The 26014-nt window shown below is 51.1% G+C and carries 24 protein-coding genes, 1 CRISPR repeat array and 1 riboswitch; of the genes, 18 read left to right on the top strand and 6 right to left on the bottom strand.

Annotation, left to right across the window (positions count from 1 at the left end; all coding sequences use genetic code 11):
• Nucleotides 1–44 precede the first annotated feature (44 nt).
• The 12 genes from ACI4N7_RS07160 to ACI4N7_RS07215 all read left to right on the top strand — a co-directional run bounded on the left by ACI4N7_RS07160 (nucleotide 45) and on the right by ACI4N7_RS07215 (nucleotide 13660).
• On the top strand, nucleotides 45–1112 hold the full coding sequence (locus tag ACI4N7_RS07160; protein ID WP_439732667.1) for a TRAP transporter substrate-binding protein: 1068 nt from the start codon (nucleotides 45–47) through the stop codon (nucleotides 1110–1112).
• Nucleotides 1113–1258: 146 nt separating this feature from the next.
• Nucleotides 1259–1768, top strand: a complete 510-nt coding sequence (locus tag ACI4N7_RS07165) for a TRAP transporter small permease subunit (RefSeq protein WP_439732668.1) — start codon at nucleotides 1259–1261, stop codon at nucleotides 1766–1768.
• Entirely contained in the window at nucleotides 1769–3046 is a 1278-nt protein-coding gene (locus tag ACI4N7_RS07170; RefSeq protein WP_439732669.1) for a TRAP transporter large permease, read from the top strand.
• Nucleotides 3047–3174: 128 nt separating this feature from the next.
• Nucleotides 3175–3258, top strand: a riboswitch (Fluoride riboswitch).
• A 32-nt stretch (nucleotides 3259–3290) separates the two neighbouring features.
• A complete protein-coding gene (gene crcB, locus ACI4N7_RS07175; RefSeq protein ID WP_439732670.1) occupies nucleotides 3291–3680 on the top strand; it encodes a fluoride efflux transporter CrcB in 390 nt (129 codons plus the stop codon).
• Nucleotides 3681–3818: 138 nt separating this feature from the next.
• Nucleotides 3819–5531 (top strand): ABC transporter ATP-binding protein/permease, encoded by a 1713-nt coding sequence (locus ACI4N7_RS07180; protein ID WP_439732671.1) that lies wholly within the window; start codon nucleotides 3819–3821, stop codon nucleotides 5529–5531.
• Between the two features lie 475 nt (nucleotides 5532–6006).
• Entirely contained in the window at nucleotides 6007–6951 is a 945-nt protein-coding gene (nikB, locus tag ACI4N7_RS07185; RefSeq protein ID WP_439732672.1) for a nickel ABC transporter permease, read from the top strand.
• 1 nt (nucleotide 6952) lies between these two features.
• Nucleotides 6953–7783, top strand: coding sequence for a nickel transporter permease (nikC, locus tag ACI4N7_RS07190; protein ID WP_439732673.1), 831 nt, complete (start codon nucleotides 6953–6955; stop codon nucleotides 7781–7783).
• Nucleotides 7784–7940: 157 nt separating this feature from the next.
• Nucleotides 7941–9521: an ABC transporter substrate-binding protein gene (locus ACI4N7_RS07195; protein ID WP_439732674.1), complete on the top strand. Its 1581-nt coding sequence runs from the start codon at nucleotides 7941–7943 to the stop codon at nucleotides 9519–9521.
• Nucleotides 9522–9625: 104 nt separating this feature from the next.
• The gene (locus tag ACI4N7_RS07200) at nucleotides 9626–10411 is read left to right on the top strand and encodes an ABC transporter ATP-binding protein (protein ID WP_439732675.1); all 786 of its coding nucleotides are present in this window, start codon (nucleotides 9626–9628) and stop codon (nucleotides 10409–10411) included.
• Nucleotides 10408–11220: an ABC transporter ATP-binding protein gene (locus ACI4N7_RS07205; protein WP_439732676.1), complete on the top strand. Its 813-nt coding sequence runs from the start codon at nucleotides 10408–10410 to the stop codon at nucleotides 11218–11220. Before ACI4N7_RS07200 ends, ACI4N7_RS07205 begins: the two co-directional genes overlap by 4 nt.
• A gap of 148 nt (nucleotides 11221–11368) precedes the next feature.
• A complete protein-coding gene (locus ACI4N7_RS07210; RefSeq protein ID WP_439732677.1) occupies nucleotides 11369–12643 on the top strand; it encodes an S-layer homology domain-containing protein in 1275 nt (424 codons plus the stop codon).
• A gap of 219 nt (nucleotides 12644–12862) precedes the next feature.
• Complete coding sequence (locus tag ACI4N7_RS07215) at nucleotides 12863–13660, top strand: ABC transporter substrate-binding protein (protein ID WP_439732678.1); 798 nt, start codon at nucleotides 12863–12865, stop codon at nucleotides 13658–13660.
• Between the two features lie 333 nt (nucleotides 13661–13993).
• Here the strand turns inward: ACI4N7_RS07215 and ACI4N7_RS07220 are convergent, their stop codons facing one another.
• Nucleotides 13994–15322 (bottom strand): MATE family efflux transporter, encoded by a 1329-nt coding sequence (locus ACI4N7_RS07220; RefSeq protein WP_439732679.1) that lies wholly within the window; start codon nucleotides 15320–15322, stop codon nucleotides 13994–13996.
• Nucleotides 15323–15757: 435 nt separating this feature from the next.
• Here ACI4N7_RS07220 and ACI4N7_RS07225 point away from each other — a divergent pair, with 435 nt between their 5' ends.
• The 4 genes from ACI4N7_RS07225 (at nucleotide 15758) to ACI4N7_RS07240 (ending at nucleotide 19494) form a co-directional block, all read left to right on the top strand.
• A complete protein-coding gene (locus ACI4N7_RS07225; protein ID WP_439732680.1) occupies nucleotides 15758–16786 on the top strand; it encodes a YitT family protein in 1029 nt (342 codons plus the stop codon).
• Between the two features lie 72 nt (nucleotides 16787–16858).
• Nucleotides 16859–17167: a hypothetical protein gene (locus tag ACI4N7_RS07230; protein ID WP_439732681.1), complete on the top strand. Its 309-nt coding sequence runs from the start codon at nucleotides 16859–16861 to the stop codon at nucleotides 17165–17167.
• A gap of 535 nt (nucleotides 17168–17702) precedes the next feature.
• Nucleotides 17703–18599, top strand: coding sequence for an isocitrate lyase/PEP mutase family protein (locus tag ACI4N7_RS07235; protein ID WP_439732682.1), 897 nt, complete (start codon nucleotides 17703–17705; stop codon nucleotides 18597–18599).
• Between the two features lie 217 nt (nucleotides 18600–18816).
• Entirely contained in the window at nucleotides 18817–19494 is a 678-nt protein-coding gene (locus tag ACI4N7_RS07240) for a DivIVA domain-containing protein (RefSeq protein ID WP_439732683.1), read from the top strand.
• A 63-nt stretch (nucleotides 19495–19557) separates the two neighbouring features.
• Here ACI4N7_RS07240 and ACI4N7_RS07245 read toward each other — a convergent pair whose 3' ends face one another.
• The 4 genes from ACI4N7_RS07245 to ACI4N7_RS07260 form a co-directional block, all read right to left on the bottom strand.
• Nucleotides 19558–20013, bottom strand: coding sequence for a hypothetical protein (locus ACI4N7_RS07245; protein WP_439732684.1), 456 nt, complete (start codon nucleotides 20011–20013; stop codon nucleotides 19558–19560).
• A 51-nt stretch (nucleotides 20014–20064) separates the two neighbouring features.
• Nucleotides 20065–20499 (bottom strand): VOC family protein, encoded by a 435-nt coding sequence (locus tag ACI4N7_RS07250; RefSeq protein ID WP_439732685.1) that lies wholly within the window; start codon nucleotides 20497–20499, stop codon nucleotides 20065–20067.
• Nucleotides 20500–20657: 158 nt separating this feature from the next.
• Nucleotides 20658–21416, bottom strand: a complete 759-nt coding sequence (aroD, locus tag ACI4N7_RS07255; RefSeq protein WP_439732686.1) for a type I 3-dehydroquinate dehydratase — start codon at nucleotides 21414–21416, stop codon at nucleotides 20658–20660.
• A 12-nt stretch (nucleotides 21417–21428) separates the two neighbouring features.
• On the bottom strand, nucleotides 21429–22541 hold the full coding sequence (locus ACI4N7_RS07260; protein WP_439732687.1) for a M24 family metallopeptidase: 1113 nt from the start codon (nucleotides 22539–22541) through the stop codon (nucleotides 21429–21431).
• 199 nt (nucleotides 22542–22740) lie between these two features.
• On the opposite strand from ACI4N7_RS07260, the gene ACI4N7_RS07265 reads away from it, so the two are divergent.
• Complete coding sequence (locus tag ACI4N7_RS07265) at nucleotides 22741–23382, top strand: Maf family protein (protein WP_439732688.1); 642 nt, start codon at nucleotides 22741–22743, stop codon at nucleotides 23380–23382.
• On the opposite strand, the gene ACI4N7_RS07270 is transcribed toward ACI4N7_RS07265, so the two are convergent.
• Nucleotides 23372–24601, bottom strand: a complete 1230-nt coding sequence (locus ACI4N7_RS07270; protein WP_439732689.1) for an MFS transporter — start codon at nucleotides 24599–24601, stop codon at nucleotides 23372–23374. The genes ACI4N7_RS07265 and ACI4N7_RS07270 overlap by 11 nt on opposite strands.
• 214 nt (nucleotides 24602–24815) lie before the next feature.
• Here ACI4N7_RS07270 and ACI4N7_RS07275 point away from each other — a divergent pair, with 214 nt between their 5' ends.
• Entirely contained in the window at nucleotides 24816–25205 is a 390-nt protein-coding gene (locus ACI4N7_RS07275) for a winged helix-turn-helix transcriptional regulator (protein ID WP_439732690.1), read from the top strand.
• Between the two features lie 142 nt (nucleotides 25206–25347).
• Nucleotides 25348–25992: a CRISPR direct-repeat array (repeat unit 34 nt; unit sequence GATTTCAATCCACGCTCTCCGTGGGGAGAGCGAC).
• The last annotated feature ends 22 nt before the right edge of the window (nucleotides 25993–26014 follow it).

The raw sequence follows: 26014 nt of genomic DNA on the forward strand, positions 1-26014 counted from the left end.
TCAAAAAGAAAGAATACAGATGAGTTCATTTAAAGGAGGATTTCATGATGGGTATGTTTAAGAGAAGTCACAAAGTAGTTTTAGCAGGTTTAGCAGCCCTTGCCATTGCGGGCATGATGACTGGCTGCGGTATGTCATCCGGCGGCGATAAAAAGGCAGCCGCTTCCGGCAATGGGCAGAAAGTGGAATTGAAGCTGGCATACCAGCTTCCGGCGGAACATCATCTGTCCAAGAGCGTTGAAAAATTTGCCAAGGAAGTCAATGAACGGTCCAAAGGCCAGATCGACATCAAGGTGTATCCGGCAGGTCAGCTCTATAACGACCAGAATATGAACGATGCACTCATGAGCGGCGGCCTGGACATCGGCATGAACTCCACCGCCCGCTGGTCCATGGTGGTGCCGGCACTGAAAGTGCTGGATATGCCTTTCGTTCTGACCTCCTACTCTGCTGTAGACAATGCACTGGATGGGGATCTCGGGAAAGCACTGAACCAGGAAATGGAAAAGAAGGGCGTTCATCCGCTGATCTGGGCAGACTACGGCTACGTACAGTTCTGCAACAATGTCAAGAAAATTGAAAAGCCGGAAGATTTCCAGGGCATGAAGATCCGCTCCTATTCCGAAACATCGGCAGACATCATCCAGGCACTGGGAGCATCGCCTACGACCATGAGCTCCTCTGAAGTATACATGGCAATCAAGAACGGCACCATCGACGGCCAGTCCTCCGGCCAGACCGCAATTCTGTCCCGCAAGATCTACGAAGTGGCCAAGTACCTCACTGTGACAAACAATTCCTACGTCGAATTCCTGGTATCTATGAATGATAATTCCTGGAAGAAACTGACACCGGAACAGCAGAAGATCATCACTGACACCGCTAAGGAAATCCAGGATGAAATCCGCAAGGAAACCAAGGCGGAAGATGAACGGTGCCTGAAAGAACTGGCAGATAAAGGCATGGATGTGTATGTGATTCCGAAGGATGAAATCCACCTCTGGCAGGAAGCTACCGCTCCGGTAGTTGCCAAGTTCGAACAGGAACAGGGCGACTTCGGCAAGAAGCTGGTGGATGACTGCCTCAAAGCCAGCGCAGCATCAAAGGACTAAGGACCGCAGGGTGACGCCGGCGGCAGGGGAATGATTTCCGGAAACCGGAAATTGATTCACTGATTCACCGGCTCACCGGTCCATTCACTGTTTCACCGTTTTCAACACATGTAAGAACAAAGCCAATGACAAAGGAGGGCTGTCCTGTGCGTTCCATCTATCATATATATGACCGTATCCTCGGTTATATTACCAATTTTGCCGCAGCCATTGCAGGGCTTGCCATTTTATTGACAGCCTTCATGATCTGCTATGAAATCATTGCCCGCAGTATTTTCCATCATCCCACCGTATGGGTTATGGAAATTTCCACCTATCTCCTGGTGCTGGCCGGTTTCTTCGGCATGTCCTACACCATGAGAAAGAACGGGCATATTACCGTAGATTTCCTCTTCAGCCGTTTCCCGAGAAACGTGCAGCGGGGACTGGATATTGTGACGTCCATTCTCTCTCTCTTCGTCATGTATGTATGCATGACGGAATCCACCAATTACATGCTCATGAGCCAGGCCATGGGAGTGGTATCTCCTTCCCTGCTCCGGGTGCCCATGTGGATTCCCCAGACCTTCATGGTGATAGGGTTTGTGCTGCTGTTTCTGGAAATCATCAACCATCTTCTGGGTGATTTCTTCAAAGAAGAAAAGGAGGGGAAATAAATGGTTCTGGCAGGATTCGCACTGTTTATCATCGTCCTCCTCATCATCGGCATGCCTGTGGCATTTACCCTGTCCCTGGCAGGCATTCTGGGCATTATCCAGTTCGTGGATATGTCCACACTCTCCCAGGTGCCGGTGATTGCCTTCAAGACGCTGAACTCCTATGTATTGACTTCTGTACCTCTTTATATCCTCATGAGCCAGATCATGCTGACCGGACGGGTAGGCAGCGGCCTTTTTGACCTGGGCAGCAAATGGATGGGTCATCTGCCCGGCGGCCTGGGGATTGCCACCATTTTCGCCTGTGCTATTTTTGCCGCAATTTCCGGCTCTTCTGTAGCAACTGCCGTAACCATCGGCGCCATGGCGATTCCGGAAATGCTGAAGCGTGGCTATGACAGGAAACTGGTGGTCGGCTCGGTTGCTGCCGGCGGTACGCTGGGTATCCTGATTCCGCCGTCCATTCCCATGATTCTCTACGGCACCATTACCGATGAGTCGGTGGGCAAGCTTTTCATGTCCGGCGTGGTGCCGGGGGTGCTCCTGACACTGGCCTTTGTGGCTTATATCGTTTTTGCCTCCTGGAATAAACCCAGGGAGGAAAGAGCGTCCCATGAAGCTAAAATGAAAGCGCTTCGGGAAAATGTGTGGGGTCTGCTCCTCCCGGTGATTATTATCGGCGGTATTTATACCGGCATCTTTACCCCTACCGAAGCTGCTGCCGTAGGTACGGTATACGCTCTGATCATTACCTTCTTCGTTTACCACAGCATTACGGTGGAGGATATGCCTGCCATTCTCCGGGCCACCATCAAGACATCCTGCATGATTTTTGCCATTATGGTAGGCGCCATGCTTTTCGGCTATATCCTCACCGTGCTCCAGGTGCCTCAGGCACTGATGTCCCTGGTGACGGACGGACACTTCAACCGCTGGATCGTCCTCATCGGCATCAACATTGTTCTTCTTATTCTTGGCTGTGTGCTGGAAACGGTATCCATTATCCTCATCACCCTGCCTATGCTCTACCCGGTAATCAAGGCCCTGGGCTTTGATCCCATCTGGTTCAACGTAGTGCTCCTGATCAACATGGAACTGGCCCTCATCACACCGCCGGTGGGCATGAACCTCTTTGTAATCAAAGGCATCAGCGAGGACAGCACCATCCAGGATATTATTTCCGGTGCCGCACCCTTTGCGTTCATTATGATTCTGGAAATCGTACTGCTCTGCTTCTTCCCGGGCATTGCCACCTGGCTGCCTTCTGTATTGAAATAAGTTTAAAAACCGGTACGGCACCGTACCGGTTTTTTTGGCAGAAGGGAAGAATTCCGACCTCAATGCATAGAATTTCCATAGGTGAAAAAGTCCCCTTTTCATGTTTCTTTTTCTATGATACAATTACATTCATCTACGGCGATGGAGTTCGCCGGGCTTCGGGAAGGCTTTTCCCGCCGAATGCTCTTTGAGATGATGACTCCTGTTCCTTTTGGGAACAGGAGATTTTTTTGTGGAGGGAACAATGAATGGATCTTATGTATTCCCGGCGCTGGTAGCCCTGGGCGGCGCCCTGGGAGCGGTGTGCCGCTATTTTATGACCATGGTTATGGCAGGCTGGATGGGTACGGCCTTTCCTTTCGGCACCCTGGCAGTCAACGGGGCCGGTTCGTTTCTGATCGGCATTTTAAGCGTCCTTTTTTCCCGGGTGTATCCTCTGCCGGGAGCGGCGGCTTTCCTGATTACCGGATTTCTGGGAGGACTGACCACCTTTTCTTCTTTTATGAATGAGACGCTGCAGTTCTGGGCCGGCGGACGCTGGATGGAAGGACTGGGATATATTTTCCTCCAGCTGGCCTGCGGCCTGGTTTTTGTGGGACTGGGGTATTTCCTGGCAGAAAAACTGTTTTTCTAAGCCAAGACACCCATGCTGCCGGACTGCCTTTCTCTGCGGAGGCAGCGGTCTCTGCAGAGGACTGCGCTCCTTCCTTTTCTGTAGTATAATAAGGGAAAATTTTCCATAATAATGAGAAATCTATGAGAAGGAGAACCTATGACATCAGGACAATGGAATCGGCAGACCGTCAGGGCCTTGTGGCAGCTGACAGCCCGGTATTGGAAAAGTGAAGAAAAAAAGAGCGCCTGGCTTTATCTTTCAGGCATTGTTATTCTTACGATTGCAGCGGTATACATGACCCTCCTTTTGAATGACTGGTTTAATGAGTTTTACAGCGCCCTGCAGAATTACGACAGCGAAGCGGTGTATCATGGACTCATCCGATTTACGGCCATTGCCTTCGGACATATTGCTTTCTCCGTCTATGCCTACTATCTGCAACAGACCCTGGCCCTTCGCTGGCGCCGCTGGATGACGGAAGAGTACCTGTCCCGCTGGACATCCCGCCAGATGTTTTACCGGCTGGAAATGTTTTCTTCCGGCCGTTCCGATAACCCGGATCAGCGTATTTCCGAGGATATCAACCTCTTTACTTCCCGGACACTGTCCTTTATGTCCGGCCTCCTTCGGGCAGTAACTACTATTTTCTGCTTTATCTTTGTGCTCTGGTCTCTGTCGGAGCCTTTGTCCTTTACCCTGGGCGGCGGTACCTTCCATGTATACGGATACCTGGTATGGACAGCTCTGGCCTATTCCGTCATCGGCACGTGGATTACCCATAAGGTGGGGCATAAGCTGGTGGGACTGAACTTTGTGCAGCAGAAGCTGGAGGCGGATTTCCGCTATGCCATGGTGAGGCTTCGGGAAACGTCGGAAAGCGTGGCCTTTTATCACGGCGGAGGAGAGGAGAAGAAAATCCTTTCCGGCCGCTTTCATAAGCTTCTGGTGAATACGGTATTCATTATCCGCAAACAGAAACAGCTCTCCTGGCTTACCAACTCTTACGCCCAGATAGCCATTATATTTCCCTTCGTGGTGGCGGCACCCAGATATCTGTCAAAAAATATTTCCCTGGGCGGACTGATGCAGGTGGCCAACTGCTTCGGCAAGGTGCAGGAGTCCATGTCTTACTTCGTGGATGTATATTCCTCTCTGGCAGAATGGATGTCCTGCGTGGAACGACTGCTTACCTTTGATGAGCATATGGACCATATGCTGGAAGAAACCAGACGCCGGCAGGGCCGGCTGGAACGAAAGGAAGGGGCCCCCTCCCTTTCCCTTCAGGGAGTCAATGTGGATCTTCCCGACGGAAAACGGCTTCTTTCCTCTTTATCCTGCACGATTCGGGAGGGGGAAAAGGTTATACTGAAAGGCTCTTCCGGCTCCGGAAAATCGACTCTTCTCCGCGTACTGGCAGGGCTGTGGCCCTACGGGGAAGGGAAAATGATCCTTCCTCCGGCAGGGGAAACACTCTTCATTCCCCAGAAACCCTACATGCCTATCGGGACACTGGCGGAAACGGCAATGTATCCCGGAGGCCGCGGAAATCGGGAAGAACTGGTGAACCTTATGAAAACATGCGGCCTTTCCCACTGGATAGGACAGCTGGATGCAGAAGGGGACTGGAGTCACATCCTGTCTCTGGGAGAACAGCAGAAGCTGGCATTTGTCCGTATTTTCATGACCCGGCCCCGCTGGGTATTCCTGGATGAAGCCACATCCGCCATGGATGAGGAAACAGAAGACCGGCTCTACCGCCTTCTGGTATCACTTCCCGGCATTACCGTCATCAGCGTGGGACACCGATCCACCCTGGACAAGTACCATAACCGCACTCTTCGCATAGAAGAAGGCAGGCTGGTGGGATGAAAAGCGGCAGGATAGAGGGGATTGATTTCTGAAATCCGGTTTTACCAGCATTTGATGCACTGCTGTGTCATGGAAGTTCTGCTTCTTTCCAGGCGCCCCCTGAAGGGGCGTTTTTTAATGGATAAAATCCCGATGACAGGGAAGAAGCAGGATTTAGAAAAAGAATAGAATTATGAAATATTAATATTACACAATGTAATATTAAATTATTTATTGCAAAGATTAGCATAAAATGATATACTATTTTCACAAAAAACTAATAATTGCTGTAAAGTGAGACGGTCCCGGCAGAGGACTGCCGCTGGCATTATTGGATATTTAAAGAGTTACATGGAAACTGCTCTTTATCTGGTATGAGGGTAAAAAGTCTGCGTTGATTGTTGTTTGTTCCGACAAGGTCCCTGTTTCCGGCCTTGCTTTTTTCGTGCTTTTTTTCAGGAACACTGGTTTATTAAGAAACGGGAGATGGTTTGTCTTGGGGAAAAAACAGCTGGCCGTCCGGCTGGGCGAGATGGTACTTGTCCTGATAGGAATCAGCTTTATTACATTCTGTCTGGTCATGCTGGCGCCGGGAGATCCGGTGCGGCAGATGATTGCAGGCAATGAAGACATCGTGGTGAGCCAGGTGGAAATCGATGCGCTCCGTCATGAGCTGGGACTGGATAAGCCCTTTATTTTCCAGTATCTGGACTGGCTTTTCCGGGTGCTCCACGGCAACTTCGGCTTTTCCTTCATGATGAAGAAACCGGTTATCGAAGCCATTATGGAAGCACTGCCGGCTACGGTGGTCCTGGCGCTGGCTTCTACGCTGTTCATGCTGGTCTTTTCCATTCCCTTGGGGATTTATACGGCGGTGAAGCAGAATACCTGGTTTGATTACCTTGTCCGCGGATTTTCCTTTTTGGGCGTTTCCGTGCCGAACTTCTGGATGGGCCTTATGCTTCTCTGGATTTTTGCATTGAAACTGGGCGTGCTTCCCATTGTGGGCGGCAGCATTACCCTGGAAAATCTGATTCTTCCCATGGTCACTCTGGGGATCGTCATGACATCGAAGTATACAAGGCAGGTCCGGGCTGCGGTATTGGAAGAACTGCATCAGGACTATGTCATGGGAGCCAGGGCCCGCGGTTTTTCCGAGTCCTATATCCTTTGGAAAGAGGTGCTTCCCAATGCCCTTCTTCCGCTGGTTACCCTTCTTGGCCTTGCCTTCGGATCGCTTCTGGGCGGTGCGGCAGTGGTAGAAATCGTTTTCTCCTGGCCCGGTCTGGGGTACATGGTGGTGCAGGCCATTACCTATCGAGATTTCCAGACTGTGCAGGCAGTGGTGCTCTGGGTGGCTTTCATGTACATGGTGATTAATCTGGTGGTGGACCTTTCCTATCATCATCTGGATCCGCGTCTCAGGAAGGGGGGCCGCTGATATGGAAAACATCATTCGGGGATTTAAGGAAAATAAATCCTTCCGCATATCCACGCTGCTTGTGGTTCTTCTTCTGGCCGTCACCATTCTGGCACCGGTGATTGCGCCATACAATCCGCTGGAAGCGGTGATGAAGGATGCCAATATGGCACCGTCAGCAGCCCATCTCTTTGGTACGGATAAGCTGGGGCGGGATGTGCTTTCCCGCATTCTTTACGGCGGAGCCTATTCTCTTTCCAGTGTGCTGGCTCTGGTAGTCATCATTTTCGCCATCGGTACCACTTTAGGTATCCTGGCCGGCTACTTCGGCGGCATCGTGGACACGGTGATCATGCGTATTGCGGACATGATGATTTCTTTCCCCGGCGTCATTCTGGCCATTGCCATTGCCGGCATTATGGGCGGCAGCCTGGTAAATGCCATGATTGCGCTGACAGCGGTGACATGGACGAAGTATGCAAGACTGTCCCGGTCCATGGTTCTTAAAATTAAAAAACGGGATTTTGTAGATGCGGCCATTGTGAGCGGCGGCACCTCAACCCATATTCTCTGGTATCATCTCCTGCCTAATATTGTGCCCCTTCTTCTGATTACGGCAGTGTCCGATATCGGCGCCATGATGATGGAACTGGCAGGCTTGTCCTTCCTGGGCTTCGGCAGCCAGCCTCCGGCACCGGAATGGGGCCTTATGCTGAATGAAGGACGCCAGCAGCTGCAGACAGCTCCCTGGCTTATGATATTCCCGGGCCTTTCCATTTTCATTTCCGTGGTCATTTTCAATCTCTGGGGCGACTCCCTCAGGGACGTGCTGGATCCGAGAAATGAGGAATAAGGCGGCTTCACGATGGTGAATAGCCCTGGTACCGGCGGAAAGGCGTATCCTTCGGATGTTTGGTGGTTCACTGCTTTTTCCCCGGTGCGGGAAAGGCGGTTTTCTCCTATACTGATTTATTTTTTATATTTCCAATGAGAAAGGAAGCGTTCAAAACATGAAATCCATTTACAAAAAAGGTGCCGTTCTGGCAGCAGCAGCTCTGATGGCCTTTGCTTTTGCAGGGTGCGGCGGAAGCTCCGGCAGTGGCTCCAAGACAGCCAAAGACACCCTGGCGGTAGGCGTTACAAACTTTGCCGACAGCCTGGAACCGACGGACAACTACTTTGGCTGGCAGGTCATGCGCTACGGCATCGGCGAATGTCTCGTTCATTTTGATGACAAAATGAATGCAGAACCATGGCTGGCTGAAAGCTGGAAAGTATCTGATGACCATATGTCCTGGACCTTCAAGATTAAAGATGTGAAGTTCTCCAACGGCACACCGGTCACCGGCGAAGCAGTCAAGAACTCCATTGAACGAACCTTTGCCAAGGCACCCCGTGCCAAGGCCATGTTTGAACTGGACCATATTACCGCTGACGGGCAGAATGTGACCATTTACACAAAGAAGCCGGTGGCTACCCTCCCGGGCATGCTGGGCGACCCGCTCTTCATCATTGTGGATACCGCATCTGACGGCAAGGTGGACTTTGCTAAGCAGGGACCGATCTGCACCGGTCCCTACATGGTGAAATCTTTCTCCAAGGCCAAGACAGAACTGGATGCCAACCCGAATTACTACGACAAGGTTCCCTTTGCCCACGTGGTGGTGAATACCATCGATGATCCCAACACCCGCGCCATGGCTCTCCAGAAAGGGGAAGTGGATGTGGCAGTTAACATTGCTCCCGGAGACATGCAGCTCTTCCAGGACAAGAATAAATTTACGGTTTCTACCATTTCCTCCATCCGCGACGTGCTGGCCCGCCTGAATGTATCCAACGGCAGATTCCTGGCTGACAAGAATGTACGAAAAGCGCTTCTCCAGTCCCTGGACCGGGATACCTACTGCAAGGTTCTCCTGAAGGATACCTTCACGCCCGGCGGCCCGCTGCTCCCGCCGTCTGTGGACTTCGGCTTCGATGAACTGAATAAGGAATATCCGGACAAGACCAATGTGGAAAATGCAAAGAAGCTGCTGGCAGATGCAGGCTGGAAGGATACCGACGGCGACGGCTATGTGGATAAGGACGGAAAGAACCTGGAACTGGACTTCATCTATTACAGCGGCCGTGCAGAACTTCCGCTCTTTGCCGAAGCCACCCAGTCTGATGCTAAGAAAGTGGGCATCAAGATCAACCTGAAGAACGTGGACTACAACGTACTTGACGGCATCGGCACCCGCGGCGAATACGACCTCCTGATTTCCAACATCCTCTCCGAACAGGCCGGCGATCCGGAAGTCTTCATCAACCAGTACTGGAAGACCAATGTGAACGGCAGCAACCCGCAGAACGGCTCGGGCTACAGCAATCCGGAATACGATGCCCTTTCCGATCAGCTGGCAGGCGAATTTGATCCGGCAAAACGCAGGGAAATCATTATCAAAATGGAAAAAATTGTGCAGGATGATGCAGCTACTCTGGTCTTCGGCTACCCGCAGACCAATATGATTTCCAATAAGAAAGTCAAGAATGCGGACATTAAGCCTTGCGACTATTACTGGATTACCAAGGATATTGTTCCGGCCGAATAAGGCGGGAACGGCGGAAGGGGACCGGCGGGCCGGATCAGACCGCCTGCCGGGTCCTGCTTCCTTATTTGTGATTTGATAACGGTGAATGAATGACAGGAGCCAATATGCTGTTAGAAGTGAAAGACCTGGGCATTGCCTATGGAAAAGCGGAACCGGTGGTACGCCATGTTTCCTTTCAGCTGGAACAGGGGGAAATTCTTGCTATCGTAGGAGAATCGGGTTCCGGAAAAACGACGGTTATCCGTGCCATCCAGCATGTGCTGCCCGGCGGCGGACATATTGCAGAGGGGCAGCTTCTTTTTGAAGGAAAAGACACCCAGAAGGAAAGTGCGGAAATGCACAGAATGCTGGATGGAAAAGAAGTGTCCATGATTTTTCAGGACAGCGGTGCCATGATGAACCCCATCCGCCCCATTGGACAGCAGTTCCGCGACTATCTTTCCCTACACGGGCTTACCGATGAGAAAGAAGCCCATGAGCGCATGATAGACATGCTCCATATGGTGCGCCTTCCGGATCCTGAGCAGATTCTGAAAAGCTACACCTTTGAACTGTCCGGCGGCATGAGACAGAGGGTAGGCATTGCCATGGCCATGGCTTTCCATCCGAAGCTTCTTCTGGCCGATGAACCGACCAGCGCCCTGGATGTGACCACCCAGGCAGCCATCGTGAAGGAAATGATGGAAGTGAGAAACCGGATGAATACGTCTATTATCATTGTGACCCACAATATGGGAGTGGCTGCCTACATGGCGGACCGCATCATGGTCATGCGGCAGGGCCGGATGGTGGAATACGGAAAAGCGGAAGATGTCATCTACTATCCGAAAGAGGACTATACCCGCATGCTTCTCTCCGCCGTGCCCAGACTGGGAGGTGAGACCGCATGAAAGGATATGGCGAAGAAATTCTCCGTATGGAAGACATTGTAAAAACCTTCGACCTGGGAGAAGGAAAGAAGCTTGTGGCGTCCGATCATGTGAATATCAGCCTCCATAAAGGGGAAACCCTGGGCATTGTAGGAGAATCGGGCTCCGGGAAATCCACACTGGCCAAGATTCTGACCCGGCTGTATCCCATGGACAGCGGGCGGATTCTCATTCACGGAAAGGATATTGCTCCTCTGAAAGGAGAAGAACTCCGGCAGGCGAGAAGAAATATCCAGATGGTTTTCCAGGATCCCTCCACCGCTTTTAATCCGAAGCAGAGGGTAAAGGAAATTATCTGCGAACCGCTTCAGAACTATGGTCTCATCCGGAAAGGAGAAGTGGAAGAAAAGGCAAAGGAAATGCTCCGCCTGGTAGACCTTCCGGAAGATTTCGCCAACCGCTACCCGAACAACATGTCCGGCGGCCAGCGGCAGCGCATTGCCATTGCCAGAGCCCTGGTACTGAAGCCGGAAATCATTATCTGCGACGAGGCCACCAGTGCCCTGGATGTATCTGTACAGAAAACGATTATTGAACTTCTGGACCGGCTCCAGAGAGAAACCCATGTAGCCTACTTCTTCATCTGCCATGATCTGGCACTGGCCAATATGTTCTGCGATAACATGATTATCATGCAGAAAGGAAAAGTGGTGGAAAGGATCCACGATCTTAGGGAAGCCAAAGATCCCTATTCCAAAAAACTCCTTGCTTCCATATTTACCATCGAAGAAGGAAAGAACAAAGTCCTTCCGGACGAACTGTTCCAATGAGCTGTCAGTCATAGAAACGGCGGAAAAAAGCGGAAAGCCGGAGAGGGCAGGCCGAAAGGCCGGATGCTGCCGGCAGGAAGCGGATGGAACCCGTTTACTATATACCTATTTATTCTTCATTCTTGATTCACAGAAAGGGGACAATTTGATGAAGAAAATCATTGCACTGGCAGCAGCTGCTGCCCTTACTGCAGGCGTATCCGCCTTTGCGGCCAATCCGTTTTCCGATGTGAGTACCGATGACTGGGCCTATCAGGCCGTATCGGACCTCTCCGACCAGGGCGTGGTAGAAGGCTATCCGGATGGAACCTTCAAAGGGGAGAGAAATATTACCCGCTATGAGCTGGCCCAGATTATTGCCCGCCTTATGGCAAAGGAAGACCAGCTGAATGCAGAGCAGCGGGCCACCCTGGACAAACTGGCCGGCGAATACGCTGATGAACTGGCCAATCTGGGTGTCCGCGTTTCCAACCTGGAAAAGAAAGTAGGCAATATTTCCTGGTCCGGTGATGCCCGTATGCGCTACCAGCACAGCAAGTACAATAAGGATGGCAGTGTATCGGATAAGTGGAATGGCCGTATGCGTATCAATGTAAAAGGACAGGTCAATGATTCCACCTATGTACAGGGCCGCTTCACCACCACCATGGATTTTAAAAATTCCGGTGACAGCACGACTTCCATGGATGTGATCTATGCCCACCATCAATTTGGGGATAAATTCTACATCAACTTAGGCCGCAAGGATCTCTATGTAGGCCAGACAAATATTTTCTTCGATGATTATTTTGACGGCGTGCAGGCAGCTTATGGCGATGATGCCCTGAAGCTGGAAGCAGGCTATGGCCGTATGCATATCTGGCAGCGGGGAGAAGACTATCCGCTTCCCGGTTCCACTGCCGGTGCCGGTGATGATACGGAAGGTGCCTATGCCCGTCTCCTTGGCTCCTCCAGCAGACTGAACTATGATCTGGAATATTATGATTTCAATGAAAGAGCCTTTGGCGCAGACCGGCAGAGAATCTGGGGCGCCGGTCTGACAGCAGACATTACCAGTGACTTTAATGTATTCGGCGATTTTTACCAGAACACCAAAGTCTCCGGGGACCCGCACCTCTGGACGGCAGGTCTGGGTTATGGCCACGCTAATAGAAAGAAGCCGGGAACCTGGCGTTTGGCTGCTCAGTATGTAGATGTGGAAAAGGGTGCATACCTCGGTGGAACCACCTATCATATCGATCCTTTGGCGCTCACATTAAAGGATGGCATTGATGAAGTGAAATTCTGGCTCCTTTCCGGAGATCTGGTACTCCAGAAAAATGTGACACTCCACGGCGAATATGCGCTGGATATTGATACTGATGGCACCAGCAAGACAGATTATGATGATCTGGCTGCTCTGGTCATTAACTATAAATTCTGATACTGACAGATGCTCATGGACGAAAAACCGTGCGGAGAGGATTTTCCTTCCTGCACGGTTTTTATACTTCTCTATAAAAAATTGGAAAGATGATGAAATATTTGTTTTAAATTAAAAATAATTGAATTTTTCAAGTTGAAAATTTAATAAACAGCATATATAGTTAATACAGAGAGTTGGTTGATCCTTACGGTACAGGAAAGAGGGCAGGAGGTTCGTATGAACAAAAAGCTGAAGACAGTGATGGCGGCAGTGATCCTTATGGGGGTTATGGCGATGGTGGAGGGCTGCGGCGGAAACAGAGCGGAATCCCAGGCAGCGTCAGACGGCAGGACATTGAAAGTAGCTACGGAAGCGGCCTACCCGCCTTTCCGCTACATGGATCAGGATAAGCACATGGTGGGCTTTGAAATCGACCTTTTGAAGGAAGTGGCCAGCCGGATAGGAGCTGACGTGGAAATCAAAGATATGCCTTTCGACCGGCTGCTGGATGCGGTGGAAGAGAAAAAGGTGGATGCAGCTATCGGAGCGATTACTATCACAGAGGAAAGGTCGAAGAAGGTGGCTTTTTCTGATTCCTACTATAAACTCAGCGGCTATTCCCTGCTCGTAATAAAAGGCAATCCTCCTGTACGGAATGAAGAGGAACTGGCCGGCAGAATTGTGGCGGCCAAAAGAGGCTCTACCAGCGAGGCCAGGGCGAAAACACTGCATCCGAAGAAAATCGTGTCCATGGATCATTATTCCGATATATTCAAAGCAGTGGAATCGGGCGAGGTGGATGTCGGCATTACAGGAGATCAGGCTGCGGTTTACGAGCTGGAACATGGCGGCAGCGGGCGGCTTGTTCTTTCAGGAACTATTCCGGCAGATGATCATTTTGCCATTGCTCTTTCCAAAGAAAATCCCGGACTGAGAGAAGAGATAAACCAGGCGCTGAAAAGTATCATGGACGATGGTACCTATGACAGACTGACAAATAAATGGTTCTTTGCCAGAGCGGTAGATAAGGAGTGAATCCGGAAAGAAGCGGGCGGTCCCTTTTCCGAAAGCTCAAGTCTCACACACCGGAAACCCCTATGAGACAGGGCACTGCATTCATGGCATAAACCTTCTGCTTGTGTCGTGGATGATTGACGTTTACATTATGCAAAACGGAATGGACTTATGCTATTCTTAATCTGCGGTTTTCCGTTAGATTAAAGTGCATGCAGCGGTTTAGCAGCTGCGAAGTTTGAGTAAGCAATATAAAAGCGGTATATCATGGATTTCCGTGATATACCGCTTTTTTTCATAGCGCATCGGGCGGATGGAAAAGTTCCTGCCGCTTATGGAAAATCTTTCTGTTCCTTATCCTGCCTGGGGCAGAAATTTTCCTTTTGCGGAAAGGCGGCTGACCAGGAAGGAAGCGCAGGAAGCACGGATGACCTGATCAAGGAAGAGGGCACACCAGGTGCCGATCAGTCCCATGTCCAGTCCATAGATAAAGAAAGCAGTGAGGAGAGGACGAAGGAAAGTAATGGACAGGAAGGAATAGGCCGCCACCTGGGCTGTCTGGCCGCTGCCCCGGAGAACGCCGGCGCCCCAGAGGGCAATGGCTTCCGGATAACTTACGAAAGCGATAAAAACCATAATGGTTCCGGACAGAGCAAGAAGGGAAGAATCGGCGGTATAAAAGGTAAAGATATCTTCTGCAAAGAGGAGAATAGTGCCGCAGGCAGCAGTGGATAAAAGGAGACACCAGCGAAGGCCGGTCTTCCTGTACTGCTGCCAGTCAGAGAAATTTCCCTTTCCCACAGCCTGTCCGGCGGTAACCATGCCTGCTTTTCCGAAACCCATAATGAAATCATAATACACATCACAGATATTCATGCAGATGCTGTGTACCGCAAAGGGGACAGTGCCGAGCCCCGCCGCCATGCGGGAAAAAAGCACCATGCCGATGCGTTCGCTGCCCTGCTCGCTGAGGACACTTCCGAAAAGAGGTCCCACCGTTTTGAAATAGGCTGCATCGGGAAGCCAGGCGCCGCCCTGGAAGAATCCATTCCGTTTCAGGAGGAAAAAGGAATAGACCAGGGAGAAAAGGGTGCCGGCGGCAGTGCCGAACGCAGCGCCCATGACGCCGAAGGCAGGAAGAGGACCGGCGCCGCGGATAAGAAGAAAACTGCATACTGCATTCAGCAGGTTTCCGCAGATATTGGTTTTCATAATGGACGCCGTATCTCCATAGCCCAGCTGCACCGCCTGGAGAATCAGGGTGAGGGAGGTGAAGTACACGGCTAGAAGCGCCAGAGGCCCGTAGTCCATGGCTAAAGGCAGGTAGTCCTCTGAGGCTCCCATCAGAATAAAAATATCTTTCAGGAAAAACAGAAACAGCAGATGGAGGGCGCCCAGAGCCAGAGCTCCGAGAAACAGGGATTTTTTCAGAAGATCAGCAGAAGGCTCCTTTTCCTCCTTTCCCGCATGGCGGCAGGAAACCAGTGTGACGGCAGAGGCCAGGGAACGGGAAAAGCAGAGGAGCACAAGGCGGGGCTGGAGAAAAATACTGACTGCTGCCACGGAAAGGCTTCCCAGGGCGCCTACGAGGATAAGATCCGTGGAAGCCAGAAGAATCATGAAAAGTCCCTCCAGCGCGGCAGGCAGTGCAATTTTCAGATAGTGTCCGTCGTATTTGTTCATCTTAAATCCTTAAAATAAAATATTTTTAGATTAAATTAATATAATAATATTGTACAGGAAAATGAGAATACAGGCAACTTGATTATTTCAAGAAATGGGGGAGGCGGCTGTTTCCGGCTGTCCGCTTACTGCGTACGGCCCCCTTTCCCGTCTTATCCGTTCGTGAATTCTATGCAGGATATGCGCACGATGGCGGGAGGGGGATTCCAGCACCGCCGCCAAAGGCTGCATATATATCTGCTGCGAAGCGGCCGCCGCAGTCCTCAGCCGCGAAGTGACTGTCAAACTTCAGAACCTGAAGAACTTTCAGCCCTTCAGGGCCGTCAATCTTTCCCTTTGAACCTTCTGAACCGGTCCCCGTATCTCTGTAAAGAATGATATAATGATAAAAGATTTGCAGTGCATTCCGTAAATCAACAGAGAAAGGAAATAATCATGTCAACCACTTTAGGAGCGGATTTCCGTACGCCCACATTCTGGCAGCGTCTTGCTTTTATTATCGGAATTACCCTTGTAGGTACATTCCTTTATTCCGTAGGGGTCAATGCCTTTCTGGTGCCTCACCAGTTTCTGTCGGGAGGGCTCACCGGTATTGCCATGGTGCTCTATTATCTCACCGGCTTTCCCATCGGCATGGCCAATCTCCTCATGAATATTCCTATTCTTCTTCTTTCTCTCAAATTCATGGGAAAATTCTATACCATCATAACCATTCTGGGAACGGTATGCTGTTCCATATTTATCGACCTTACCGCATTTCTGGCAGATTATAATGTGGTGAAGGATCCTCTGGTGGCGGCCATTTCCGGCGGCGTGGTGCTGGGGATTTCCATGGGTCTCCTGTACCGATACAACAGCAATACCGGTGGTCTGGATGTGGTGGGCGCCATTTTGAAAAAGTATTATAATCTGGAAATCGGATACGTGGTATTTGCCCTGAACTTTGTCATTGTGACGGCAGGCGCCTTTATCTTTGCCCTGGAACCGGCTATCTGCACCCTGATTTCCATGTATATCAACGCCAATCTGTCCAGCCGTATCGTCATCGGGTTTGCCCAGAGAAAAGCGGCTTTCATCGTATCGGATAAGCCTCTGGAAATTTCAGACGCCATTCTCCGGAACATCCATCATGGAGCTACCCTGCTCTACGGACAGGGCGCCTTTTCCGGAACAGAAAAGAAAATTGTCTTTGCTATTGTGGACCTGACCCAGATTACCCGGGTGCGCCATCTGATTGAAGACATTGATCCGTCGGCTTTCCTTTTCATTATGAATACCACCGATGTCATAGGCCGCGGCTTCACCAGACCTCTTTCCACAGCCAAAACCATGCCCAAATCTGTCCGCTATACCTGTGACAAGAATGGAAATATGATCCCGACCCACATGTGGTCCTATGAGATGGAAGCGGAAGCCCATCCGGAAAAGGAGGAGCAGCCGCAGCCCCGGGAAGACGGGAAATAAAGGATTTTAATAAAGCCTATTTCAGGGGGACTGTCAGACAGGCGGCCCCTTTTTTACAGAAAGGTGACAGCCATGGAATATGTCATTGACGACGGCTATGTAGATCTGGATAGACGAATCCGGGAAATGGAGTACCTTATGGAGAAGGTCCTGATTGATGCCGGCTATATCAGCAGCCTGGCTGGAGGAGAGGAAAGCGGATCCTCCTATGATGACGATGATGATGATTTTGCCGCATCCGGTCTGGAGGCCATGACGCTCCGCCTGAAGCTGGATTCCGTGAGGGAAGCAGCGGAAGAAATGCGGAGAAATGCAGAAGAGGCCCGGGATGCAGCCTCCAGGCTGCGGCACGATATAGACTGGTACGGAGAAAAGCGGTAAGGGAATCTCTGGTTCCGCAGGAAGGCGCGGATTCGATCTGCTCTTTTCCGCAGCCCTTTCTTGACAGAAAGAGGCCGGCTGATTATAATATCGGGTAAATACACCAAATGCAATGAACAGGATTGAGCTTGGCCGGAAATAACAGAGAGCCGGGAGGATGGAAACCGGTATGGAAGGCGGGCGTGTCCCCTGGGAGCAAAGGGCTGAATCGGTTTTTCCGGAGTAAGCCCGGCGTCAGTCCGCGTTAAGGATATGGAGTATAATGCAGGGTGGTACCGCGCTCACAGCGCCCTTGTCCGATGGACAGGGCTTTTTTTATGTCCTTCCTCCTTATGCTCCCCAAGGTATAAGTAAGAGTGGTACCGCGCCTGTGCGCCTCTTTTCTGCAGTCTTTGCAGGAAAGGGGCTTTTTTGCATCTGATGGAAAGGAAAAGCACAGAGCCCGTTCCGGAAACATTCCATGGAATTATTTCATAAGTGCTTCACCGGAGCGATTCAAGTATATGTTTATCTTTGATTTACAGGAGGTTTTATGATGAAAACAGCAACTGAAAAACGTATCGCATTCCGTAATAATCTGAAATCCGGCAGGATTATGGTGACTCCCGGTGTGGGCGATGCACTGGCAGCCAAAATCGCTGAACTGGCAGGACTTCCCTGCCTGACCATGGGCGGCTATTCCGTATCCGCATCCCGTCTGGGACAGCCGGATGTAGGCCTCCTTTCCTGCTCGGAAATGGCAGAACAGCTGACCGGCATCTGCAATGCAGTGGATATTCCTGTCATTGCCGACGGAGATACCGGCTATGGCAATGCACTGAACGTGATCCGCACGGAGCAGATGTTTGAACAGGCCGGCGCAGCCTGCATTTTCTTCGAGGACCAGGCATGGCCGAAACGCTGCGGACATATGGACGGCAAACAGGTCATTTCCGCAGAAGAGCATGCCCAGAAGATCCGGGCTGCTGTAGATGCCCGCTTTGACAAGGAAACCATGATCATGTCCCGTACCGACAGCCGTGCCATTTACGGCATTGATGATGCCATTGAAAGAAGCAAGCGCTATGCTGACGCAGGGGCGGAAATCTGCTTCGCCGATGGTATCGGAAGCCGGGAAGAACTGGAAAAATTTGCCAGAGGCATGGAAGGCAGCGGCGCCTACATCGTGGCCAATATGATTGAAGGCGGCAAGACCCCGCTTATTCCGGCCAAGGAACTGGAAGAAATGGGATTCTCCGTTGTATTCTGGGCCTGCAGTGCAGTCTATACCATTTCCAAAGCTCTCTATGATCTCTTTACGGGACTGGAAAAGAACGGCACTACCGAAGCTACGGCTGACAGGATGATCGAATTTGGAAAATTCAATCATATTATCGGCCTGGATACCTATAAACAGCTGGAAAGAAAATATAAAGTCGACAGAGATGACTGATGGGCAGTGGGCTGGCAGGATTCACCGGCAGCCGGATGTATTTTCCTGCGCCGGGATGCCTGACGGGAGATTTGGTACATGCCGCCCGGATCCGGAGAGGCTGTCAGCTTTTGTCCGCACTCTTTGTATCTGCCGGTGCCGCGGCCCCTTGTTGCCGAAACAGATGAAAACAAGTACAATAGACAAAGAGTAACAGACATCGTTAGGAGGCGCACCTATGATTACACCAATGGATATTCATAATAAAACTTTCTCCAAGGGCTTACGGGGCTACAGCGAAGAGGAAGTCAATGATTTTCTCCGCCAGATTGTGGCTGACTATGAACAGATTTATCGGGAACATCGGGAAATGGAAGAACAGATGGACCAGATGAAGACAAAACTGGCCAATTACGAAAAGATTTCCGAAACCATGACCAATACCCTGCAGCTGGCTAAGGATACAGCGGAGAATGTAAAGAAAAATGCGAAACGGAATGCGGAAATTCTGGTTGCCAATGCCCATGCGGAAGGAAACCGGCAGATCCGGGAAGCGGAAGAATCCCGCCGCCGTCTGGTGGAAAATATGATCCGTACAGAAGGAAACATGAAAACCTATGTAGGGAAAATCAGGCGTGATCTGCAGCTGGCTCTGTCTGCCATTGATGCACTGGACAAGATGGAAGCGCCCAGGGTGGAAGGTTATCCTCCGGTAGAAGAAAAGAAGGAAGAAACGGAACCCCCGAAGGCAGAAGAAGCGCCGGAAACGGCGGAAGCAGCAGAAGCGGCAGAAGCTGCTCCGGCTGAAGAACCGGAAACAGCGGAAACAGAGGCGGCAGCGCCTGCTGCTGATGCTGATGATGCGGAGGAAGTTCCTCCTGAAGAGGAAGACCCTAAGACTCCGGAAGAACAGTAAAAAAGAAGCATAAAAAATCCCCCGCCGGAAGGCAGGGGATTTCTTATGCTTTCTTTCCGATGATCATTCCCAGTCGCTCCAGTGATTGGGAAAAATAAAAGCCAGCACCGTACCCATGACAAGGATGGCGTACTTGATGCCTGAAGGCATGAAAAGGTCCGCAATGATATACATAAGGATGACCACCGCCGCCAGCTCTCTGCCTCTGGGATAGACGCGGTAGCGCTGAATCCAGGAGGAACCGAGGATAATGTTGGCGGAAAGGGTCATGAAAAGCTGGAGGATCCCGATAAGAATCAGATTTTTGGTCAGGTCCAGATGAAGCAGGTAGACGCCGGTCATGAGCAGAATGGAGAGAATTACGGCGGCTGCTGCCAGGGGAAGCCGCTTCAGCAGTGCTTTCCTTGAAATAGGCTTCCGTACATCCAGCGGCGTTTTTTTGTAGGTCAGAAATGCCATGAGAAGGGCAGAAAGAATGTATTCTGCAATAAAGAAAAGATTGGAATGATAAGGGTTCAATGGTATGTCCTTTCCGGAAGTTTCGTATGACTGTAAAAGTATGGAGAGAAGCTATTCATCCGCCAGAGATTCATCATTGGACAGGGGAAGGGACGGTGCGGTTTTCTGCTGGATATACCGCGCGATTTCGATGAGATTTCCATCAGGATCCCGCAGATAGATGCTTTTCATGGGGCCTCTGGCGCCGTGGCGGTCAACGATATCTGTAATGACTGGCGCTTTTTTCTCTTTCAGCTCCTGCAGCACTTCCTCCATCGGCGTTTCCGTGATGATGCAGAGATCAATGCTCCCGGACACCGGATAGGCGGCAGCAGGCTGAAATTCTCCAGCTCGCTGGTGGATATTGATTTTGCAGTGCCCGAAGAGGAGCGAATACCGCCCTTTTTCAAAGACGACCTCCATGCCCAGGAAATCTCTGTAAAAATGGAGACAGGCTTCCAGACAGCCGGTGGTCAGGACGATATGATCAAAATGAATCAGTTTCATTATACTTCTTACTCCCATTTGTAAAATTTTTCATGTCTTACAGATATACTATATTCTATCTGTTTATGCCGGTTTAGTCAAAATGGGAGCAGAAGGGCATGGATAAAGCCGGGCAGGATTGCGGGAAACCTGCCCGGCGGGGGGAAAAGATGCAGATTTTATTTGTACAGAATATCCAGCACTTTCCGGGCTTCGTCTGCCGTGAGCTGTCCGGGGGCGCTGGCTTCTTTTCCGGCGGCAAAGGTGAGAGGCGCGCCCAGGCGGTTTCCTGCAGCACGGGTGAGAATACCCAGGGGGCCCATGCCGATGGTAATGACAGGCGTATCCGGGAAGGCTTCTCCCATGCGGGCAGCCGCATTGATGAGAGCGGCCGTGTCCAGCGGTGTCTGGGGCATGACGGCGATTTTAAGGATGTCCGGACGGAAGGATTTCATATTTTCCAGTACATCCATGATTTCCATTTCCGAAAGAGCTCTCTTGAATTTATGGTAGCTCATAAGAATGGGAATTTTCTGGGCTCTGGCCCGGGCCATGAGAATTTTGGTATCCATGGTTTCATGGCCGTATTCGATGTCTATGATATCTGCCCAGTGGGAGGAAAGGATCAGGGAAACAAGATTGATATAGTCTCCGCCCGGCGTCTTGTGGACGCCGCCCTGGCTTTTGGTGCGGACGGTCGTAAGGAGCGGGGTATCGCTGAAATATTTCCGTATGATGCGGTACGCTTTGTCAAGATCCGTTACGGGATTGAAATCTTCTTTATTCATGAGATAGTCCACCCGCCATTCCAGCATGTCCGGATGGCAGGACAGCAGGGAGGCGCATTCCTCCTCCAGAGCGTCAAAGCCGGAAGAAACGAGAGGAATGCAGATCTTGGGCCTGCCTTCCCCAAGAACCATATGTCTGATTTTTATCATAGCTGACTCCTTTCAGGAAATCCGCCAGCCCCTGGGGGCATGGTTTAATACTTCACATCCGGTATCTGTCACCAGTACCAGGTCTTCGATGCGTACGCCGAACCGGCCTTCCAGGTAGATGCCCGGTTCGATGGAAAAGATCATGCCCGGTTTGGCTGTAAGTGGGGAGGAGGCACTGACTTCGCCTTCTTCATGTTCTTTTAGGCCGATGAAATGGCCCAGACGATGGGTGAAGCAGGGACCGTATCCGCCGCCGGCAATGCAGTCTCTGGCGGCTTTGTCCAGTTCGGATAGGGGAATGCCGGGGCGTACCATGGATTCTGCCAGCTCGCCGGCCCTGCGCACCAGATCATGCACTTTTTTCTCCTCTTCGGAAGGCTCGCCCAGAAAGAAGGTGCGGGTCATATCGGAGCAGTAGTGATCTTTCCGGCAGCCGATGTCGAAAAGTACGGATTCCTTTTCCCCGAGCACCGTATCGTCGGGCATGTGATGGGGATCTGCGCCATGGGCGCCGAAGGAAACAATGGGAGGGAAGGAAAATCCTTCGGCTCCTTCTTCCTTATAGATGGCAAGAAGTTTTTCCGCACATTCCTTTTCCGTCACTCCGGCATGGATCCAGTGGGAAATCCGTTCCATGGCCCGGTCATTGATGGCAGAGGCCAGCCGCATGGCCCTGATTTCTTCCTCATCCTTCACCGCCCGCAGCTGATCCACGGCAGGCGAGCCGTTGACGAAGGAAAGATCCTTCCTTTCTTCCATGAGAGAAAGAAGGAAATGGGAAGGCCAGGTCTTGTCTATGCCTGCTTTTCCTGCGGGCAGGAGACGGCTGAGCAGTTTTATGCTGTCCTCTCCGTCTTCAAAGGATATGTCTGCAAAGCTTCCTGTTTCTGCTGCCTCATCCATGGTGAGACCCATACCCTCTTTCAGAGGAAAAAGACGGTTGCGCACCCAGAAGGCGGGCCCTTTTTCCCGGATGACCAGCACAGTCAGCCGTTCTCCGGGATGGATGATTTCTCCTGTCAGGTACAGGAGGGCACTGGTTTCCGAAAGAATCAGGGAGGTCAGGCCCATTTCCTTCATCCGGCTTCGTACAGCCGCAGCCCTTCTTTGATAGAGCTCTTTCATAGTATCACTCCTTAATGCTTTCTTAACTCTATTATATAGGAAATAAAAATTTTTGCTGAGAAAGTTTTGGTCCGTTCTCTGCTCTGCCATAAAAATTGAGATACCCCGGCGCATTTGCTACAATAAATCCGTACAGGCCCTGCCGATGCAGGGACGGCGGGCCGGAGTGCATGTATATTCTGCTGAAAGGAGCGGCCCTATGCATATCATACTGGCTTCCGCTTCTCCCCGCCGGAGGGAACTGATCCGCCGGATCGGCTGGGAAGAGGAAATTGAAAAAAGTCATTTTATGGAAGTAAAAAATGAAAAAGAGGCTCTTGCCTGGATAAAAAAAGAGAAAAAGGATGATTTATTTCATCCCTTTTCTCAGGAAGAGCTGGTATGTATAGTAAATGCCTATGGAAAAGCCAGGGACGCCGTGTCCCGGAGAGGCGATGACCGGCCTGTTCTGGGAGCGGATACCATCGTCGTGCTGGGATCTTCTGTCCTGGGGAAACCGAAGGATCAGGAAGATGCTTTTCGCATGCTTTCCTGCCTGTCCGGAAGGGTGCATCAGGTCAAGACGGGAATGGCCCTTCTGTACCGGGGGAAAACAGATCTATCTGTAACAACCACGGAAGTCAGATTCCGTCAGCTGGATAAAGAGGAAATCATGGAGTACATTGCCACCGGGGAGCCGGCAGATAAGGCCGGCGCCTATGGGATCCAGGGACTGGGCACTCTGCTGGTGGAATCCATCTGCGGATCCTATGACAATGTGGTCGGTCTGCCGCTGGCTGTACTCTATGAAAGAATGAGAAGACTGGTAAACCGGAGGGAAGCGTCAGAGATCAGCCGGTGATTTCAGCGGTCTGTGCAGTGCAGGATACCTGCTGCTTTCTTTCGGCAGAAAGCTCACGGGCTTCCATCTTCATGGATACCAGGGTGAGAAGGACAGCGGCAAAGGCCATGGCGGCAGCTGCCAGAGGAGTATAGGCAAGGCCGATGTGGTCGATGACCAGGCCGCCCAGGGTGGCGCCTACTGTGATTCCGCCGTTAAAGGAAGCGATGTTCAGGGATGAAGCCAGATCTACGGCGGAAGGAACATTTCGTTTAGCCAGGATCAGGATATAGGACTGGAGACTGGGAATGCTCATGAAGGCCATGATGCCCATAAGGCCGATGGCGATGAGAGCCGGAATGGTGTAGGGAAGAGCAAAGTAGACACCTGCCAGGATAAGGCCCTGGATGATAAAGATGAAGAAGAGGGAATGAAGCTGGCTTGCGTTTCCGATTCTGCCGCCGGCGGTGTTGCCGATAGCTACGGTCACACCGTACATGACGAGGACAGCGCTGACCATGGGTGCTTCAATACCGGTGATTTCTGTAAGAAGGGGAGAAAGATAGGTAAAAGCGGCAAAGGTAGAGCCGTAGCCCAGAATGGTGACAGCCATCATGAGAAGAATATGAGGATGGGTGATGAGGCGGATCTGGTCTCTGGCGGAAGGCGGATTGGCAGAGGTCCGCACATGATCGGGCAGAGCAATTTTATTCAGTACCAGTGCGACCACACCGACCAGGGCAATGCCGAAGAAGGGAATCCGCCAGCCTGCCATGTTGGAAATGTAGGTGCCCAGAGGGGCGGCAAAGGCGGTGGCAATGGTGAATCCGCTGAAAATAAAGGCGACGGCGCCGGCGGCCTTATTGGGAGCAACCATGCTGACAGCAACTGCCGAGGCAAGGGAGAAGAAAAGGCCGTGGGCCGCAGCGGACAGCACTCTGGCGGCCATGAGGGTGAGGAAAGAAGGAGCCATGGCGGTGAGTACATGGCCTGCAATGAAGAGGACAATGGAAGCAAGGAGCATCTTTTTCCTGGACTGCCGGGAAGTCAGGGCAGTCAGCAGGACACCGCCGATTGCCACACCCAGTGCATAAAGGGAAACGATCAGGCCTGCAGTGGAAGTGGAAACGGAAAATTCTTCAGCAATTTCCGGAAGCACCCCGACGCCTATAAATTCTGTAATGCCGATGCCGAAGAAAGTGGATGCCAGGGCAGTAAGGGCAAAGGTTGTTTTTGACATGAATTTCAATGAAAAAACCTCCTGTATCAATGGAATCATTATGCATACAATTTCTTGAAATACCGCAGATACCGGTGTTTCGCGGCTTTCAAAACTTTCGATGATGCTATTATACAAGTCCCTTTCCGCACTGAAAAGTACGCACTATATAGTGCTATAGGAACCAAAAGGTTTCAAATAGGATATAATAGGAGAAAAAAGGAGGTAAAAATTTTTGAGAAAAATTTATCATCTCGCCGTAGAAGCGACCCTTGACATTATCCGGGGGAAATGGAAGCTCCGTATTCTCTGCCATCTGGGAAACGGCCCGCTCCGTACCGGCGAACTCCGCCGCCTCATGCCCGGCATTTCCCAAAAAATGCTTACCCAATCCCTGAAGGATCTGGAAAATGCCCATATTGTGAACCGCAGATCCTATAATGAGGTGCCTCCCCGCGTTGAATACAGTCTGACGGAACGCGGCATGAGCCTTCGCAATATTCTTCTGGAGATGTCCGACTGGGGAACCGCTCTGGTAAAGGAACAGCAGGAAGAAGGAGACGATGTAAAAATCCTGAATACCAATGATGATGGATTCAGGAATATGGGGAATGAGGACAAATAAAAAGAAGCCGATGATGGCTTCTTTTTTTGTGCGGGAAACATCTATGCTTTCCAAGAAAAGCGTTGACTTGATTCTGCGATTAAACCGGTGGTTCCTTAAAGGCCAGTTTGCACATTATCGTGAATAAGCTCAAAGAAATACGGGTTTCAATTTACGCTCTCCGTGGGGAGAGCGACTTCGGTTTTAATTCCGTAACTGGGACCAGCTTGTCATTTCAATCCACGCTCTCCGTGGGGAGAGCGACCTTTAAATCTGCATCCAAATCTTTTATTGAATCCGGATTTCAATCCACGCTCTCCGTGGGGAGAGCGACCTCTGCGCAAAGGTGGCAAGTGATGAGGACTGCATGATTTCAATCCACGCTCTCCGTGGGGAGAGCGACATCAGGCAAGGTGGTAACTTCCAAAAGGGTAAGATTTCAATCCACGCTCTCCGTGGGGAGAGCGACCCCGAAGCTGCCGGAGATGAAGCTTCTCCGGTGCCATTTCAATCCACGCTCTCCGTGGGGAGAGCGACCATGTTGTCTCCCATATCCCGGCTTATCATCCAGCATTTCAATCCACGCTCTCCGTGGGGAGAGCGACTTTGTTAGTCTGAATCGGTTTAGAGCCATCGGTGATTTCAATCCACGCTCTCCGTGGGGAGAGCGACAATGGTCGGCATCAATCGGGATGCTGAAGACATCAATTTCAATCCACGCTCTCCGTGGGGAGAGCGACAAAAGCGCAAGAATCATCAAGTCATCGAGTAATGAATTTCAATCCACGCTCTCCGTGGGGAGAGCGACCATAATGGAGTCCACCAGAGTT

The sequence above is a fragment of the Dialister sp. genome (assembly GCF_051885895.1).
In the GTDB taxonomy this organism is placed as follows: domain Bacteria; phylum Bacillota; class Negativicutes; order Veillonellales; family Dialisteraceae; genus Dialister.